Annotated in this window: 17 protein-coding genes; 8 read left to right on the forward strand and 9 right to left on the reverse strand. The window is 53.7% G+C overall.

From position 1 onward, the window contains the following. Window positions 1-156 precede the first annotated feature (156 nt). Window positions 157-930, forward strand: a complete 774-nt coding sequence (locus B9K09_RS05165; RefSeq protein ID WP_087515814.1) for a type IV pili methyl-accepting chemotaxis transducer N-terminal domain-containing protein — start codon at window positions 157-159, stop codon at window positions 928-930. Window positions 931-1,019: 89 nt separating this feature from the next. Here the strand turns inward: B9K09_RS05165 and B9K09_RS05170 are convergent, their stop codons facing one another. The 8 genes from B9K09_RS05170 to osmE form a co-directional block, all read right to left on the reverse strand. Continuing rightward, the gene (locus B9K09_RS05170) at window positions 1,020-1,607 is read right to left on the reverse strand and encodes a TIGR00730 family Rossman fold protein (protein WP_087515815.1); all 588 of its coding nucleotides are present in this window, start codon (window positions 1,605-1,607) and stop codon (window positions 1,020-1,022) included. 1,459 nt (window positions 1,608-3,066) lie between these two features. Then, window positions 3,067-3,978, reverse strand: a complete 912-nt coding sequence (locus B9K09_RS05175; RefSeq protein ID WP_087515816.1) for a glycerophosphodiester phosphodiesterase — start codon at window positions 3,976-3,978, stop codon at window positions 3,067-3,069. Between the two features lie 156 nt (window positions 3,979-4,134). Continuing rightward, the gene (locus B9K09_RS05180; RefSeq protein WP_087515817.1) at window positions 4,135-4,707 is read right to left on the reverse strand and encodes a HupE/UreJ family protein; all 573 of its coding nucleotides are present in this window, start codon (window positions 4,705-4,707) and stop codon (window positions 4,135-4,137) included. Window positions 4,708-4,732: 25 nt separating this feature from the next. Further along, the gene (gene ureG, locus B9K09_RS05185; protein ID WP_087515818.1) at window positions 4,733-5,347 is read right to left on the reverse strand and encodes an urease accessory protein UreG; all 615 of its coding nucleotides are present in this window, start codon (window positions 5,345-5,347) and stop codon (window positions 4,733-4,735) included. A 14-nt stretch (window positions 5,348-5,361) separates the two neighbouring features. After that, window positions 5,362-6,036 (reverse strand): urease accessory protein UreF, encoded by a 675-nt coding sequence (locus B9K09_RS05190; protein WP_087515819.1) that lies wholly within the window; start codon window positions 6,034-6,036, stop codon window positions 5,362-5,364. Further along, complete coding sequence (gene ureE / locus B9K09_RS05195; protein ID WP_087515820.1) at window positions 6,033-6,533, reverse strand: urease accessory protein UreE; 501 nt, start codon at window positions 6,531-6,533, stop codon at window positions 6,033-6,035. The genes B9K09_RS05190 and ureE overlap by 4 nt, the downstream gene beginning before the upstream one ends. Window positions 6,534-6,675: 142 nt before the next feature. Beyond that, a complete protein-coding gene (locus B9K09_RS05200) occupies window positions 6,676-7,344 on the reverse strand; it encodes a TetR family transcriptional regulator (protein WP_087515821.1) in 669 nt (222 codons plus the stop codon). Between the two features lie 139 nt (window positions 7,345-7,483). Further along, window positions 7,484-7,849, reverse strand: coding sequence for an osmotically-inducible lipoprotein OsmE (osmE, locus tag B9K09_RS05205; protein WP_087515822.1), 366 nt, complete (start codon window positions 7,847-7,849; stop codon window positions 7,484-7,486). 190 nt (window positions 7,850-8,039) lie between these two features. On the opposite strand from osmE, the gene B9K09_RS05210 reads away from it, so the two are divergent. Continuing rightward, window positions 8,040-8,936, forward strand: a complete 897-nt coding sequence (locus tag B9K09_RS05210; protein WP_087515823.1) for an AEC family transporter — start codon at window positions 8,040-8,042, stop codon at window positions 8,934-8,936. A 23-nt stretch (window positions 8,937-8,959) separates the two neighbouring features. Here B9K09_RS05210 and B9K09_RS05215 read toward each other — a convergent pair whose 3' ends face one another. Continuing rightward, window positions 8,960-9,190, reverse strand: coding sequence for a hypothetical protein (locus B9K09_RS05215; RefSeq protein WP_087515824.1), 231 nt, complete (start codon window positions 9,188-9,190; stop codon window positions 8,960-8,962). Between the two features lie 342 nt (window positions 9,191-9,532). On the opposite strand from B9K09_RS05215, the gene B9K09_RS05220 reads away from it, so the two are divergent. The 6 genes from B9K09_RS05220 (at window position 9,533) to B9K09_RS05245 (ending at window position 16,147) form a co-directional block, all read left to right on the forward strand. Further along, window positions 9,533-10,423 (forward strand): triacylglycerol lipase, encoded by an 891-nt coding sequence (locus tag B9K09_RS05220; protein WP_087515825.1) that lies wholly within the window; start codon window positions 9,533-9,535, stop codon window positions 10,421-10,423. Between the two features lie 76 nt (window positions 10,424-10,499). Then, the gene (locus B9K09_RS05225) at window positions 10,500-11,444 is read left to right on the forward strand and encodes an alpha/beta fold hydrolase (protein ID WP_087515826.1); all 945 of its coding nucleotides are present in this window, start codon (window positions 10,500-10,502) and stop codon (window positions 11,442-11,444) included. 164 nt (window positions 11,445-11,608) lie between these two features. Then, complete coding sequence (locus B9K09_RS05230) at window positions 11,609-12,115, forward strand: TRAP transporter small permease subunit (protein ID WP_087515827.1); 507 nt, start codon at window positions 11,609-11,611, stop codon at window positions 12,113-12,115. Further along, window positions 12,115-13,440, forward strand: a complete 1,326-nt coding sequence (locus B9K09_RS05235) for a TRAP transporter large permease subunit (RefSeq protein WP_087515828.1) — start codon at window positions 12,115-12,117, stop codon at window positions 13,438-13,440. Before B9K09_RS05230 ends, B9K09_RS05235 begins: the two co-directional genes overlap by 1 nt. A gap of 153 nt (window positions 13,441-13,593) precedes the next feature. Beyond that, complete coding sequence (gene dctP / locus B9K09_RS05240) at window positions 13,594-14,643, forward strand: TRAP transporter substrate-binding protein DctP (RefSeq protein ID WP_087515829.1); 1,050 nt, start codon at window positions 13,594-13,596, stop codon at window positions 14,641-14,643. A gap of 130 nt (window positions 14,644-14,773) precedes the next feature. After that, window positions 14,774-16,147, forward strand: a complete 1,374-nt coding sequence (locus B9K09_RS05245; RefSeq protein WP_087515830.1) for a glutamine synthetase family protein — start codon at window positions 14,774-14,776, stop codon at window positions 16,145-16,147. Window positions 16,148-16,158: the final 11 nt, after the last annotated feature.

Below are 16,158 nucleotides of genomic sequence, written 5' to 3' on the forward strand. Positions count from 1 at the left end.
CTGCAGGCGTCGGAATGCTTATCTCCCTTTCATTCACGCACGCCCATTTTCATAAGAACAGTACAGCGCCCCTTGTCCTCATAAAGCCCTCGCTTGCTTTGTGATCGATGTTCTTTTGATACCCGCCTGAAGGCGAAATAAGGAATTACCCTGTTTATGAAAGGTTTTATGCGTGCGTTGCTGCTCGGTTGCAGCTTATTCATCAGCTGTGCAAGCTGGGCTCAGATGGCGACACTGGAAGCTATGAACATGGCTGGCTTGCAGCGCAGCCTTGGCCAGATCATTGCCAAGGATTACTTGATGATCGGTTCCGATGTGAAGGTGGAATCTGCCACACGGCAACGTGAGGAGAGTATTGCGCTGTTCGAGAAGCATCATCAGCAACTGAAAGATTATGCCCCAACTGATGAGATTCGCGCGTCGTTGGCGCAGGTTGAAGCGATCTGGGTCGAATATAAGCCTTTCATCACTGCCCAACCGGATAAGGCCCAAGCGGCACTTGTGTTGGCCACTGCAGAGAAGCTGGTTCAGGAATGCCAGCAAATGGTCGATCTGCTCGAGAAGCACAACGGCGATGCAGCATCCCACGCAATCAATCGCAGCGGTTGGAACCGCGTGCTAACCCAGCGCACGGCGATGTTCTACATGGCGCGTGTCTGGGGCGTGGATGCGCCGAACCTGGATGCTGACTTCAATGCATCCGTGCAGGAGTTCGGCGCGATCATGCAGGAGCTTCAGGCCAGCAAAGCACCTAACCCTGAAATCGCCGAAGCGCTGCGTAAGACCGATGCTAAGTGGCAGTTTGCGAGCAAGGCTCTTTCTTCCAAGGATTTTGTGCCGACCATCGTTGCGATTAATGCAGACTCGATGTTTCGTCAGCTCAACGAAATGACTCGTCTGTACGCAGGGCTAGGCACCGATAGCCTTTAATAGGTGAACAAGACAGCCGCCCCGTTTGAATACGGGGCGTGGTAATCAACTTAATTAGTACGCGCTTGCGGCCAGCGGTATGACGCCGTCTAGTCCGATTTGTTGTTCTGCCAGCGCGGCGCTTCCAGAGGTTGCCAGTTTTGCAGCAGCTTGAGCAGCTCACCCGGAGTCTCGCTGAGCTGCAGCATGGCGCGGTGATTAGCGCGCACGAACTGCTCTTCTACCAGTTGATCGAGAAACGCTCCCAGCTTGCTATAGAAACCGTTTACGTCGAGTAAGCCCAGTGGCTTGTTGTGGTAGCCAAGTTGCGCCCAGGTCCAAACTTCAAATAGCTCTTCGAGAGTGCCCAACCCGCCGGGCAATGCGATAAAGGCATCGCTAAGCTCAGCCATACGTGCTTTACGGGCATGCATGCCATCGACCACTTCCAGCCGGGTAAGGCCTTGGTGACCGACTTCAGCGCGTTTTAAGCTCTGTGGAATAATGCCAATTACCTCACCGCCTGCTGCCAGTGCTGCGTCTGCGACAATCCCCATCAGGCCTACAGCACCGCCACCGTACACGAGGCGGATGTTGTGCTGGGCAAGGTGCTGGCCGAGTCTTACTGCAGCTTCGCGGTAGATCGGATTGGCCCCGGTACTCGCTCCGCAGAACACACAGATCGAACGCAAGGTCATGGCTTCACTCCTGAGTAATTAGCTGCTCAGGTTAGCCGTTCTAGCTGGGCAAAACCAAGGGCGTTTGTTAGTCGACGCTAACCCCGCTATTCCCACCTGCATAAGCGGCAAGCAGGCTTTGCAGCAACTGACTGAAATGACTCTGTTGGCTATTCATGATCTTGCTCCTTGTTGATAAAGCAAGCTTAGGCTCGGCAACGAGGGTTGGCTTGTTGATTGAATTGATCGCACCGATAGCTTTTCAGCACAGTTGCACACAAAGACTGTGGAACGAGCTGTGGGTAACATGGGCGTATGCCGCTGCACCCTAAGTAATTAGGGCGTTTGCAGTTGTTGTATGTTTTTTGACCAGCTTTTGAAAGTGCACAGTATTTGAGTCGTGAATGAGTTATCCACCTCCTGATTCCGCGGATTAAGTTGTCCACGACTACTGTGGGTAGCCCTGTAGATAACTAGGGTATGCATTGCTGCAGGCTCGTAAATACGCGGCATGCATGGAGTTGGTTGTTTTTTGAACAGCGTTTGGATCGGGTAAATTGCCCGGCTTTGCGTGCGCATAGTCAAGCAAATCTTTAGCGATTCTCAGTTTGGGCGGAAGTTGCTATGCACAGTTATCCAACTTCTCTGTGGAGTGCCCTGTGCATAAGCTGCGGGCTAAGTCGTAGAAGCCTTGAAAGACTAGGTCTACAGGGTGATGTACGTTTTTTGATCGATAATGATTAAATAGTTGACTCAATAAGTTAATAACAGCTAAATGGATGACTTGACGATAATCCATAGTTGTCCACGGCTACTGTGGGTAGGCTTGTTGATAACTATTGTATGTATTGTTACAGCCCAATGAAATCAAGCTTTTACGACTATTGGTTGTTTTTTGATCAGTGCTTTTGCGGGTTAGAAATCTTGCTGGGAGGGCCAGATAGTCAAGCTTTTATTCAGTTATTTCAGGGCGTGGCGTAGATGATGTGCTCAGTTATCCAGTTTCTCTGTGCAGCATTCTGTGGATAACCTGCGTGCTAAGTCGTGCGAGCCTTGAAAGACTAAGCTTACGGCGTCTTGTGCATTTATTGATCAATACTGATTAAATAAGCAAATCAGAGAGTTACATAAGTAAGGATAGGGTTTGGCAGACTATTAACAGTTGTTCACGACTACTGTGGGTAGGCCTGTTGATAACTATTGTATGCATTGTCACAGCCCAATGAAATCAGGCGTTGCCGGCCGTTGGTTGTTTTTTAAACAGTTGTTTTGTGGCAAATACAGCTTGGCTTCAAGCCCCGATAGTCAAGAAATAATTCAACTATTTCAGTGGCTTGGCAATTAGGTGTGCACAGTTATCCCAGTTCTCTGTGTGTGGTTCTGTGGATAACCTGCGGGCTAAGCGGTGTAGGCCACGTAAGACTAAGCGCAGCCAAAGTTGTACGTTTTTTGAGCAGATGTAAGCCGCAGACTCTTTAGCTTATTCGCTAAGTGCGCTAATGCGTGTAGGGCGCCCTAGCAACTGCAGGGCGCGGTCGGGATAGTCGGTGATCAAGCCCTGAGCTCCGAGGTTCAGTAGTTTGCGCATCACTGGCTGCTCGTTGATTGTCCACAGTTGCACGCTCAAGCCTCGTGCTTTAGCCGATTCGAATAATGCGCTACTGGCAAGCTCCACGCCGCTGTGGCGTGGGGGAATCTGCAGTACCTGGTATGAGGGGGAAAGCACGCTGCTTAGCCCTAGCCAGTTCATGGCAATTAATAATCGTATTGAGCTGGGGCTGGCTGAGGTGGCCACACCGGGGCAACGCTCACGCAATCGTTGCAGGCTGGATTCATAGAAGCTGGCAATAATTACCCGGTCGCGCTGTGAATAGGTTTCTAGGCTCTGGCACAGTTTGTCCACAAGGGCGTTGTCAGCGACCTTTAACTCAATGACCTTGGCGATTGCGGGCTCAGCTTGCAGCACCGTTTCTAATTGCGGAATAACAATACCTTGATCGCGATATGGGTAGCTTTGACCGCCATTGGCAGTCCAGCTGTAGCCTGCATCCAGCTGTTGCAGTTGCTCTAGGGTAAAACTGTCTACAAGGCCTTCGCCATCCGTGGTCCGGTCGACACTATCGTCATGGATAACCACGATTTGCCCGTCACTGGTTAGCCGCACATCCATTTCCAGCATATCCACACCAAGTGCGCTGGCGCGCTGAAAGGCGAATAGGCTGTTTTCTGGCCACAATCCGCGGCCGCCACGGTGGGCAATAACCAAGGCTTGTTCGCCAAGTGAGCTGAGTACTTTTGGCGTTTGTGCGGGCTTGCTAGTCAGCGCCAGCACGGTGAGGGTGATGGCGACAAGCAACGTGGGAGCAATTAGAAAGCGGACGACGCGCAGCATGATTATTCCGACTGGTCTGAGTTATCACATTAGGGAGGCTGACTATGACAGAGCCGATACTATGTGGATTACGACCCAGAGCACAGTTGCGCGTGTTGCTGAAGAAAACCTACAGCCGCTCGGCTGCAGGCTGTATAGGCGACAGGCAGCTTTGAACTAACTGGCAAGCAGCCATGCGCCGGTCAAGGCTGAGGCTGCGCCAGCAATGCGCACCAGAGGCGCCGCTGCTTGTGGCAGAAACCGCACCACCGCATAACCGCTGGCGTGCAGAGCTGCGGTGGCAGCGACAAAGCCGATTGCGTAGCTTGCAGGGCTCGTCAGTGCTGGCAGTTCAAGGCCGTGCGCAACTCCGTGGCTGAGGCCGAAAATCGCGGTGAGACTCAGCGCCAAGGCCGCTGGCAGGCGGGCGGCAACCGCAACCAGCAAGCCGAACGCCAGGACAGAACCGGCGATTGCAGTTTCCATCAACGGGATTTTTACGCCACTAAAACCAAGCACGCCGCCGAGCAACATACAGCTGACAAAGGTTACCGGCAGGGTCCAGCGCGCTACGCCTTGTTGCTGAGCGGCCCATAAACCTACAGCCAGCATTGCAAGCAGGTGATCAAGGCCAAACACAGGGTGAGCGAGGCCCGCCATTAATCCAGATTCGTGGTGGCCGGGATGAGCAAAGGCCAGTGCTGGGCTGAGAAATAGAGCAACGGCAAACAGGGTCTTACGTAGGTTCATGATAGGTGTCCTTGGAGTGTTCAAGTCAGGCTGCGTTGAGCATGCCGTGGCGTTCGATGAAAGCGATGATGTCTTCTAGGCCCTGGCCAATCTTTTGGTTGCTGAAGACAAAGGGTTTGTCGCCGCGCATTTTTTTTGTGTCGCGGTCCATGACTTCGAGCGATGCGCCCACCAGCGGCGCGAGGTCGATTTTATTAATCACCAGCAAGTCAGACTTGCAGATGCCGGGTCCGCCTTTGCGCGGCAACTTATCGCCAGCGGATACGTCGATCACATAGATCGTCAGGTCAGAAAGCTCCGGGCTAAAGGTGGCCGACAGGTTGTCACCGCCTGACTCAACCAGAATGATATCGAGGCCGGGGAAGCGTTTATTCAGTTGATCAACCGCTTCGAGGTTGATCGAGGCATCTTCGCGGATCGCGGTATGTGGGCAACCGCCGGTTTCAACGCCGATGATTCGCTCAGGCGCTAGCGCCTCGTTACGTACCAGAAACTGTGCGTCTTCCTGGGTGTATATGTCGTTGGTAACCACGGCGATGTTGTAACGTTCACGCAGGGCCAGGCACAGCGCTAAAGTCAGCGCGGTTTTGCCGGAACCGACCGGGCCGCCAATGCCGACGCGCAAAGGTTGGCTATTCATGTTGGAGTTTCCTTTTAAGAGCGAAATAGTCGGCTGTACTGGCGCTCATGCGCCATGCTCATGAGCGCAAGGCCAAACGCGGCGCTGCCCCAATGAGCGGGTTCAGTTTGATTACATTGTTGCTGGCATTGTTGTAGAGCCGGCAGCAGTGCTGATGTCAGGCGCTGTGCGGCTTGCTGGCCGAGTGGCAGGGTTTTCATCAGCACCGCCAGTTGGTTCTCAAGCCAGCCCCAAAGCCATGCGGCCAAAGCATCCTGCGAGTCTATTTGCCAGGCACGTGCTGCTAAGGCCCAACCGAGCGCTAGCCCCGGTTCTTGCTGGTGCTCGAACAATTCGCGGGCTGGCGCGTCGAGTTCGGGCAGGCCTTGCAACAGTTGCTGTATCGAATAACCCATTTGCCGACTTTCGAGGCGCAATTCGCGGGTCTCGCGACTAGCGCGGTGTTGCTCCGAGAGCGACTTCAAGGCATCCCAGTCATCACGTTCTGCTGCTTGGCAGTGGGCGAGCAACAGTGGCGCTTCAAATCGTGCGAGATTGCACAGCAGTTGGTCGCTGATCCAACGTTGAGCGCTAGTTGCATCCTTGACGATGCCTTGCTCAACCGCCATTTCCAGACCTTGTGAGTAGCTGTAGCCACCGATGGGGAGTTGTGGGCTGGCTAAACGTAATAGCGCCCAGGCTTTATTCACTTGCGCACACCAAACTGGTGCAGGCGCGGTGCATAGCTGAATTCGGCATCGCCTGCATGGGAGTGATGATGTCCTCCGCCATAAGCGCCATGCTCAGGCTGATAAGGCGCTTCGATCAATTCAACCTTGGCACCAAGCTGTTCGAGCATGGCTTTGAGTACGTAGTCATCGGGCAGGCGCAACCAACCATCACCCAGTTGCAAGGCGACATGTCGATTGCCTAAATGATAGGCCGCGCGCATCAGTTCGAACGGACTGCGACAGGTAACGTGCAGCAGTTGTTCCACACGGGCGCCGACGCGTATTACACGTCCGTCCTGGGCTTGCAGGCACTCGCCATCATGTAGGGGCGGTTGGCCACGCTCAAGAAACAGGCCTACATCTTCACCGCTAGTTGTGAAGCAGCGTAGGCGGCTTTTGCTGCGTGCCTCAAAGGTCAGCAGCAGTTCTGCGTCCCATTTTTCCTGAGGCTTGATACGTTGATGAATCACCAGCATGCGTTGTGTTCCGACAGGACAATTCAACGTTATAGAGCAAGGGGCTTGCCAATGCGGTATAGCGCAGAAATGGTGCGGGCTGTAGCGAGGGCATGGTGATTTTTGATGCGTTAGACAGGTTTTATTTGGTGCGCCTAAGGCTTTACTGCGCCACTTTGGTGCGCTTGATGTGTCTGGCCAATTGTTGGGAGCCGGGCACGTGCCAGTATTTTGCGCCAATGAAGATAACCCGCAGTTGCTCAATCATCTTGGCGGCAGGCTGCAGGTGAGCCGGTAGGGGATTTTGTGGGGTATCAATCAGCTCTGGCAGGGTGGCAAACACCGTTTTAACAATCATGTCGGCGAGAAGCTCAAGTTCTTCGCTGCCGTGATGTTGGTGCTTAGGCATGAGCGCCAGATCGGCGGCGAGGTCGGCCATGATGCGTCCGCGCAATGTCCCAATGGCCTGACGTACCGGCAGCGAGCCACCGAATTGCTCGCGGGCAAGAAAGATAAACTGTGGCCGGTTGGCATCCACCGCATCAAGGAATATACGCACGGAGGCGTCGATCAGGCCGCCTAGCTCGAATTCGTTGTGGCGCACCTTACGAATGGTGCCGCGAAATGTCTCGCCGACCTCAGCAACTAGCGCCAGGCCCAGTGAGTCCATATCTTGAAAGTGGCGATAAAAGCCAGTCGGTACAATACCGGCTGCGCGTGCGACTTCGCGCAGGCTTAGGCTGCAAAAGCCACGACCCCCGGCCATTAGGCTGCGTGCCGCGTCCATTAGGGCGTGGCGGGTCTGCAGTTTTTGTTCGGCGCGAGGTTGCATCAGCTAAGACTTCCGGAAGATTGCAGCCCACTTTAACAAATGGCTCGCAAGGACGTCGATTCTAGCGTGCTTGTGTCTGCTGTGCGCATTAAACGCAGTACCTATGAAGCAGTTTCCCAGGGGTTAAGATTGCGACGGGTCAGTAACCCAGGACACGTGCGCGGGCACGCGCATTTTCTTCCATTTGCTGGCAGCTCATAAAGCCTTTGCCATCGACCCGGTCTGCCGAGTTGAAGCTGACGTAGTAGGGCTGCTGATGACCCTTGTTGTTGAGGATGTAGTTGTTACAGGTGCCAGGTTCGACACTGCGGGTGATCTCGGTTGAAGGTTGGCCGCCAACCTGCAGCACTTCCTTTTTAGTCATGTCGTCGACCACATCTCTAACCAGAGGCTGGTCATTGAAGGTGAAGTAGTCAACCGGGTTTTCAGGCTTGTCTCCTGCGCAACCAGACAGTGCCGCGAGGGCCGTCAGTGCACACGCAACGCCTAGAACTTTATTTTTCATGGTGTTTCCCTTCGAAATCAGCAGTTATTTATTATTAAGTTCACCAGTCATATGACTGTAGATTGCTTTAGAAGTTGTGTTGTCGATTTGTTATGTTGTCGAGTGCGCCGCAGGTATGCTTGCAGGCACTCTAGCTCGGCACGTCAGGGCGCGTCAGGCGGTTATCTAGCAGTTGAGGAGCCTTGGGGATATGCCTGCTGTTCTCGCAATTTTGCCAATCTTTGGTTTGATCGTACTCGGTTACCTTTTGGGTTGGCGCCAGTGGTTGAGCACTGAAACTGCCGCCGGGCTGGCCAATATCACCTTCAAGCTGTTTATGCCGACGTTATTGTTTGCCGGTATTGCCAAGGCGCCACTGGATGATGGTTTGTCGATAACACTACTGCTCGCCTATTTTTTGCCCGTGGTCGTGGTGTTCAGTACCGTCAATTTTATCGTCCATCGCCAGCGCGGCGTGGCGACACCGCTTGGTTTGGCTGCGACGTTCTCCAATAACGTGCTGGTCGGTATCCCTATCGTTACCACCTTGATGGGGCATGACGGCCTGGGTTATCTGTTCGCTATTTTGGTGTTCCACAGCCTGACGCTGTTTTCGATGCAGAGCTTTTATGCCGCGTTCGGTAGCCCCGAGAAGGTCAATGTGCGAGCGCTGCTGAAGAACTTGGCGAATCCAATGATTATCGGCTTGCTGCTAGGCGCGCTGCTTAATCTGTCGGGTTGGACTGCGCCGGAACCGCTGTGGAAGATGGTCACCTGGCTTGGTCAGGCAGCGTTGCCCTGCGCGTTGATTGTTCTCGGGGCGAGCTTGTCGCGTTTCCGTTTGCGTCCGAGCGGCAGTGTGCTGGCTCTGACGACAATCAAGCTGGTGGCTTTTCCGGCATTGGTATGGTGGTTCAGTAGCCTGTTGCCGCAACTGAATGATGGCGCACGGAGTGTGCTGGTGTTGATGGCTGCATGCCCGAGCGGGGTAAATATTCTCGGTTTTGCAAAAACTCAGGACGATGTGCGCAGCGTCAGCTCCACGGTATTTCTATCTACCGTTCTCGGAGCTTTGACGCTGCCTGTCTGGGTTCTATTGGTCATTTAGCGGTTAGCCTCGTAGCACAAGTATCAGCCAGTGGTGCGGGCGTCTAGCGTGCGTTGAGCGCCACCCTCAGCGACACGAAATTGCGCGCCTGGAGTGCGTGATGAACCGTCCTCAGCCAATGGGTCCAGAATATTAAAGACTTCTGAGTTGTCTTTCTGTTCAGTTAACAGCGGTTGTGGGCTGGAACTTGGCAAAGCGAATGCGTTTGCGGCAAATAGGCTTAGTGCCAAGCTGATAGCGAGTTTGCTTTTCATGTCTGACTCCTTGAATAGGTGTGTGGTGCTTACGGGAGTCAATACTAGAGATATGGCTAAAAATAAGAACTTGAGCGCTTTAATAGTGTTCATCGATTGTGCTGATGATGAGCGCGGTACATCCATAAACCTGCATTAGACGTACTGTTTTGGCACGGTCAGCTAAGCTAGGTCACAGCGTTAGGGAACCCTTGGAAAACTACTGCGCGAGGTATTACTGCCTTGCTCGCTACCTTTTCAGATTCTCCCTTGATCGTGTGGTTAAGCGGGTTTGTCCAGTGAACCGGTGCACGGGTATATCACCGTGATTCTTTAAGTCAGTTGAAACAAGGAAGTCAGTTGATGACCCCATCCGCGACTGTGCGCTACCCCTTGGTCCTGGTTCCAGGAATGTTGGGCTATGTGAGTTTGCTCGGGTATCCCTATTGGTATGGGATTGTCAGTGCGCTGCGTGCCGCAGGCGCTAAAACCTATGCGGTTCAGGTTTCGCCGCTGAACTCTACCGAGATACGTGGCGAGCAGCTATTGGCACATATCAGCGATATATTGGCCAAAACCGGTGCTGAAAAAGTGCATCTTTTAGGGCACAGCCAAGGCGCTTTAACGGCACGCTACGCGGCAGCCTTGCATCCTGAGTGGGTTGCTTCTGTAACCTCAATCGCAGGGCCTAATCACGGCTCAGAACTGGGCGATTATCTGGCCCATAAAGCAGCGGCTGGCAGCTTTACCGAGACGTGTCTGAGGCTGCTGCTACGTGGTTGTGTAAGGGTGATGGGCTGGCTTGAACAAGGTTATAAAGGACCACCGTTGCCTGTGGATATCGCGGCTGCACATGGCTCATTAACCAGCGCCGGGGTGGCGGAGTTCAATCGCAAATACCCGCAAGGTTTGCCGCAGACATGGGGTGGCGAGGGCGCGGCTGAGGTCAATGGGGTCCGCTATTATTCGTGGTCTGGCACTTTACAGCCGGGCATCACCAATCGCGGGGGTAACCGGTTTGATGGTCCAAACGTGGCGTGCCGGATCTTCGCCAAGACCTTTCGCCGGGAGAAGGGTCAGTGTGACGGTATGGTCGGTCGCTACAGCTCGCATTTGGGCACCGTAATTGGCGACGACTATCCGCTGGATCACTTCGATATCATCAACCAGACCTTTGGTCTTGTCGGTAAAGGTGCTGACCCTGTGCGCCTCTATGTTGAGCATGCGCAGCGTTTGCGTGACGCTGGATTGTGACGGGGTGGATCATCGCCATGCTTCGCGCCGATAGCCGCTACGCTTTGTTCGTAACACCGCAGATCAAGGATAAATAATGCGTCGCTTGATGAAATTATTGCGCGGTACTGTGCTGATTATCATCCTGTTTATTGGCGGGTTCGTGGTGTTCAACTGGGCTCCAGACCTGCCGCTCGATGAACTGAAAGCACGCTGGGCACAGTCGCCATCGATGTTTGTGGGTATCGACGGCATGCAGGTGCACATTCGTGATCAAGGCCCGCGAGATGATCCTGAGCCGCTGTTATTACTGCATGGTACGTCTGCGAGCCTGCACACATGGCAAGGCTGGGTTGAGCAACTTGAGCACAAGCATCGAGTGATCAGTATTGATCTACCAGGTTTTGGCTTAACCGGCCCATTCCCGGACGGCAATTACACTGTTGAGCGTTACCAACGCTTTCTACAGCAGCTATTTGCGCAGCTTAAACTTAAACGGGTCACCCTGATTGGCAATAGTTTTGGTGGCCAGTTAGCCTGGCTATATGCGCTCAATCAACCGCAACAGGTTGGGCGTTTGGTATTGGTCGATGCTGCCGGCTACCCGCGTCAATCGAATTCAGTACCGCTGGGTTTTCGACTGGCGCAGAACCCGATTCTAGCGCCACTGATGGGTAAAATTCTGCCATACAAAATGATTGAGTCCAGCGTCCGCAATGTCTATGGCGATCCGTCCAAGGTCACGGATGAACTGATTGATCGTTACTATCAACTCACCCTGCGTGAAGGTAATCGCCAAGCGCTGCGCGAGCGGTTTCATCAGGTCAAGAACACTGGCTATGCGCAGTTAAAACAACTACAGGTGCCAACTCTGATTATTTGGGGAGGCGAGGATCGTCTGATTCCTGTTTTCAGTGCTGAGCGATTTGCTACAGATATTGCCGGTAGTCGTTTGGTGATATTTGAAGACCTTGGCCACGTTCCGCAAGAAGAAGATCCGCTGCGCACCAGCGCTGCGCTAATCACTTTTCTGGGGGATTAAGCTCTGGGTGATTAAGCGCCGCCCAGTGCTAAAACATTAGCTCTGCCCGGCGCGTGAGTCGTGTCGAGACCGTATCTGGCTGCTCGCATATTGAGCGGCGGGAGTTGGCTTTATCTGATCTTCAACTAGGCTGACGAGATAACTATGAAAAAGCAGGGATCGCCATGCGCAGGGTCATCTGTGGTTTTGTCAGGGGGGTGGAGAAAATCAATCGGTCGGTTGGCCGATTTGCGATGTACTTGATTTTCGCCATGTTGGGCGTCTTGTTGTACTCATCGATCAGTAAGACCTTCTTCCAGCCCGCCGAATGGACGCTGGAGAGTGCGCAGTTTTTGATGGTCGCTTACTTTTTGCTCGGCGGCGCCTATTCGATGCAGCTTGATGCGCATGTGCGCATGGACCTTATTTACAGTCGGTGGTCGCCAGCCACTCGGGCGCTGGTTGATGCATTCACCGTGATATTGCTGATCTTCTATCTGGTGTTTTTGTTGTACGGCGGCATTTCCTCAACGATGTACGCCCTTGAATACAAGGAAACAAGCTATTCCGCATGGTCGCCACCTATGGCGCCAATCAAGATAGTCATGTGTATTGGTATCTTCCTGATGCTATTACAGGCAATTGCCACCTTTTTCAAAGATGTCGCTGCAGCGCGTGGGGAGACCTTGTAATGGGGTATGAACTCATCGCGTTGATGATGTTTTCTTCAATGATGTTGCTTCTCCTGACCGGTAAACGCGTATTTGGCGCGATTGGTTTCGTCGCCGTTGTGTCGGCGTTGATGCTTTGGGGCGATGGGGGTTCCGAGGTGGCTTTCAGTGCTGCCATGAAGCTGATGAAGTGGTACCCGCTACTGACCTTGCCGCTGTTTGTGTTCATGGGCTACATGCTCTCCGAGTCAGGCTTGGCCGAGGACCTGTACCGCATGTTTCATGTGTGGATGGGGCCGTTGAATGGAGGTCTGGCGATCGGCACCATTGCCCTGATGGTGGCGATCTCGGCAATGAATGGCTTGAGTGTCGCCGGTATGGCGATTGGCGCGAGCATCGCGCTGCCCGAACTACTGCGCCGTGGCTACGACAAAATCATGGTCACCGGTGTGATTCAGGCAGGAAGCTCTTTGGGTATTTTGATACCGCCAAGTGTGGTGCTGGTGCTTTACGGCATGATCGCCCGCCAACCTGTTGGTCAACTGTGGCTGGCGGGTGTATTTCCCGGCTTGCTGATGGCCGGATTGTTTGTCTTGTACATCGCCATTCGTTGCCGCTTGCAGCCTGAGCTTGGCCCGGCACTCAGTGAAGAGGAACGCAAGGACATTACCTGGAGCGAGAAAATTCGCTTGCTGCAAGCCGGAGTCGTACCGCTTTTTATCTTTTTCAGCATGACCGGTTTATTCTTGATGGGCATCACCAGTCTGGTCGAAAGCTCCGCGGTTGGGGCTGCTGCTGCGACGCTGGCGGCACTGTTCAAGCGTCGCTTGAATCGCGTGGTGATGGAAGAAACGATGCGCAAGACCTTGGCGATCAGCTGCATGTTCATGTGGATCATTCTTGCAGCGCTGTGCTTTGGCGCGGTGTTTGATGGTTTGGGTGCGGTCAAGGCGATTGAAGCATTCTTTATTGACCGCATGGACCTGAGCCCTTGGCAGGTACTGATCATGATGCAGGTCTCATTCATCCTCATGGGTATGTTTCTCGACGACACGGCGATGCTGGTGATTGTCGCGCCGTTATACGTGCCACTGGTCGGCGCATTAGGTTTTGATCTGGTCTGGTATGGCGTGCTCTACACCATCACCTGCCAAATTGCCTATATGACGCCACCCTTTGGCTACAACCTGTTTCTGATGCGCGCCATGGCGCCGCCTGAAGTCACCTTGCGGGATATCTACGTCTCCGTCACTCCGTTCGTGTTGATCATGGTGCTGGCGCTGGTGTTGGTGATGGTGTTCCCGCAAATAGCCTTGTGGCTGCCGCAATGGCATTACGCGCGTTGAGGTGTGCGTCAGTTAAACCGTGCGCGTTGTTCAGTTTGTGCGCACAACTGGGTTAGCGAGTATTCGCGAGCCTGATAAAGCGCGCCCACCGAAAGAGTGGGCGCCGATCTGCGGTTGTATTGCATCTGAATCGACACTATTGGAGAGCACAGCATGAGTACGAGACGCGATTTTCTGAAAACCGCTGCAGTGACTACCGGCGCAGTTGGGGCTACAGCGCTGGGTTCTGCACATATTTACGCAGCTGAACCGAAAAAGATCACCTGGCGATTGCAAACCTACGCTGGCCCGGCATTGGCTGAACACGTCATCAAACCTTCCATCGACGCCTTCAACAAAGCCGCTAATGGGCAGATGGAAATCCAGTTGTATTTCGCCGATCAGCTGGTCCCAACTGGCGAGCTGTTTCGCGCCATGCAGCGCGGCACGATTGACGCAGTACAGAGTGACGACGACTCAATCGCGGCGCCTGTTGATGTCGCGGTGTTTGGCGGTTACTTCCCGTTTGCCACGCGCTACAGCCTGGATGTGCCGGTACTGTTCGAAAAGTACGGGTTAAAAGAAATCTGGGAGGAAGCCTACGGTGAAGTGGAGGGCGTGACCTGGCTCGGTGCTGGTGCCTGGGACCCGTGCAACTTCGCGACAGTTGAGCCGATCAAGAGTCTGGACGACCTCAAAGGTAAGCGTATTTTTACCTTTCCTACCGCCGGTAAATTCCTCTCGCGTTTTGGTGTGGTTCCAGTGACCTTGCCTTGGGAAGATGTTGAGGTAGCCGTACAAACCGGCGAACTCGATGGTATTGCCTGGTCCGGGATTACCGAGGATTACACCGTCGGTTGGGCTAACGTCACCAAGTACTTCCTGACCAATAATATTTCTGGTGCCTGGTGTGGCTCCTACTTCGCCAACTCAGAAAAATGGGCCGAGGTGCCGGAACACCTGCAAACCTTGTTCAAGCTGTGCATGGACAGTTCCAACTATTACCGCCAGCACTGGTATTGGGGCGGTGAGGCGCAGTTGCGGGTTGAGGGCAGCAAGCTGCAGCTCACCAGCATTCCACCGGAACAGTGGAAAAAGGTTGAAGACGAGGCGCAACTGTTTTGGGATGAGATTGCCAAGACTAGCCCGCGCTGCGCCAAAGTGGTTGAGATATTCAAAAAATACAATGCACTGATGGCCAAGGCTGGCTCGCCGTATCGATAAGTGCAAAGCATATGCGCCTGAGCCAGTGTTTAAGCGGGCTCAGGCGTTGTGCGTTTAAGACTGCCGCAATGATTTACCCAGCTAACGCGTTCCATTGGATGTTGGCCAAAACAATTCAACAGGGGGTGTCATGCTCAATCCGCGGGATGTGAAAACCATCGAGGATGCCAAGCGTATTATCGAGGAGCGAAATCTTAGTCATATCAAAGTCGGACTGTTCGATAACGACGGGGTCATGCGCGGTAAGTACATGAGCCGCAGCAAATTCTATTCATCGCTGGAGCATGGTTTTGCATTCTGCGATGTGGTGCTCGGCTGGGATGTCAAAGACCAGCTTTACGACAACGCCAGCTACACCGGCTGGCATACCGGTTACCCCGATGCGCCGGTGCGCATTTTACCCGATACGTGCCGCGATATTCCGTTCGAGAATGGCATGTTGTTATTCCTTGCGGAATTCGATTTGCAAGCTGAAGCGGTCTGCCCACGCGGCACATTGCGCAAGGTTATCAAGCGCTGCCAAGACATGGGTTATGACCCTTTTGCAGCGCTTGAATATGAGTTTTTCATGTTCGATGAAACGCCTGAGTCGGTGCGCGAGAAAGGTTATCGCAACCTCAAGCCTTTCACGCCTGATTGGTTCGGGTACTCGATGATTCGAAACTCCGTGCATAGCGAGTTGTATCAACAGATCCTCGAAATGTCTGAGATCATGGACTTCCCTATCGAAGGCCTGCACACCGAAACCGGGCCTGGCGTACTCGAAGCTGCGCTGGCTTATGACCATGCCGCGGATGCTGCCGATAAAGGCGCGCTGTTCAAAACCTTTATGAAAGTGTTGGCCCAACGTAACGGCTTGATGGCGACCTTTATGGCCAAGTGGTCGGGTAAATATCCGGGGCAGAGCGGTCATATTCATGTGTCGCTGCGTAATCGCAGCAATGGCCAATCAGCATTCTTCGACCCTAGCCAGGACCACAACATGAGTGAGCTGCAACGTCACTTCCTGGCGGGGCAGCAACGTTTGATGCCGGAGTTCTTGTGCATGGTCGCGCCCACGTTGAACAGTTACCGGCGGATGATCCCTGGTTTCTGGGCGCCGACCGATGCTACCTGGGGTGTCGAGAATCGTACGGCTGCGTTGCGGGTCATTCCCGGTAGCGATAAATCTCAGCGTCAGGAGTACCGCCTCGGCGCAGCGGACGCCAACCCGTATCTGGCGTTGTCTGTCGCCCTGGCATCGGGGTTGTATGGGGTCATGCAAAAGTGGCAACCGACCGACCCCGTCGTGGGCAACGCTTATGAGCAAAAACATCCTGAACATTTAGCCCTGCCGCGCACCTTGTGGGATGCAGCTCAGCGCTTAAAAGCCTCCAGCGCTGCTCGGGAGATGTTTGGTGATGCCTTTGTTGAGCACTTTGCTGCCAGTCGTGAGTGGGAGGAACGTGAATACCGCCGACACGTCAGCGATTGGGAGCTTGAGCGCTACTTCGAAATTATCTAGCACAGGCAAAG

The sequence above is a fragment of the Pseudomonas sp. M30-35 genome, from assembly GCF_002163625.1.
Classification (GTDB): Bacteria; Pseudomonadota; Gammaproteobacteria; order Pseudomonadales; family Pseudomonadaceae; genus Aquipseudomonas.

What these genes read in the sequence shown, in the direction of transcription:
- B9K09_RS05200 (WP_087515821.1), bottom strand. Translation starts at nt 7,344, where the DNA reads ATGCAACCTCGCGCCGAACAAAAACTGCAGACCCGCCACGCCCTAATG.
- B9K09_RS05210 (WP_087515823.1), top strand. Translation starts at nt 8,040, where the DNA reads ATGCCTGCTGTTCTCGCAATTTTGCCAATCTTTGGTTTGATCGTACTC.
- B9K09_RS05180 (WP_087515817.1), bottom strand. Translation starts at nt 4,707, where the DNA reads ATGAACCTACGTAAGACCCTGTTTGCCGTTGCTCTATTTCTCAGCCCA.
- B9K09_RS05165 (WP_087515814.1), top strand. Translation starts at nt 157, where the DNA reads ATGAAAGGTTTTATGCGTGCGTTGCTGCTCGGTTGCAGCTTATTCATC.
- B9K09_RS05220 (WP_087515825.1), top strand. Translation starts at nt 9,533, where the DNA reads ATGACCCCATCCGCGACTGTGCGCTACCCCTTGGTCCTGGTTCCAGGA.
- B9K09_RS05175 (WP_087515816.1), bottom strand. Translation starts at nt 3,978, where the DNA reads ATGCTGCGCGTCGTCCGCTTTCTAATTGCTCCCACGTTGCTTGTCGCC.
- B9K09_RS05225 (WP_087515826.1), top strand. Translation starts at nt 10,500, where the DNA reads ATGCGTCGCTTGATGAAATTATTGCGCGGTACTGTGCTGATTATCATC.
- B9K09_RS05230 (WP_087515827.1), top strand. Translation starts at nt 11,609, where the DNA reads ATGCGCAGGGTCATCTGTGGTTTTGTCAGGGGGGTGGAGAAAATCAAT.
- B9K09_RS05235 (WP_087515828.1), top strand. Translation starts at nt 12,115, where the DNA reads ATGGGGTATGAACTCATCGCGTTGATGATGTTTTCTTCAATGATGTTG.
- osmE (WP_087515822.1), bottom strand. Translation starts at nt 7,849, where the DNA reads ATGAAAAATAAAGTTCTAGGCGTTGCGTGTGCACTGACGGCCCTCGCG.
- B9K09_RS05245 (WP_087515830.1), top strand. Translation starts at nt 14,774, where the DNA reads ATGCTCAATCCGCGGGATGTGAAAACCATCGAGGATGCCAAGCGTATT.
- ureG (WP_087515818.1), bottom strand. Translation starts at nt 5,347, where the DNA reads ATGAATAGCCAACCTTTGCGCGTCGGCATTGGCGGCCCGGTCGGTTCC.
- B9K09_RS05215 (WP_087515824.1), bottom strand. Translation starts at nt 9,190, where the DNA reads ATGAAAAGCAAACTCGCTATCAGCTTGGCACTAAGCCTATTTGCCGCA.
- dctP (WP_087515829.1), top strand. Translation starts at nt 13,594, where the DNA reads ATGAGTACGAGACGCGATTTTCTGAAAACCGCTGCAGTGACTACCGGC.
- B9K09_RS05170 (WP_087515815.1), bottom strand. Translation starts at nt 1,607, where the DNA reads ATGACCTTGCGTTCGATCTGTGTGTTCTGCGGAGCGAGTACCGGGGCC.
- ureE (WP_087515820.1), bottom strand. Translation starts at nt 6,533, where the DNA reads ATGCTGGTGATTCATCAACGTATCAAGCCTCAGGAAAAATGGGACGCA.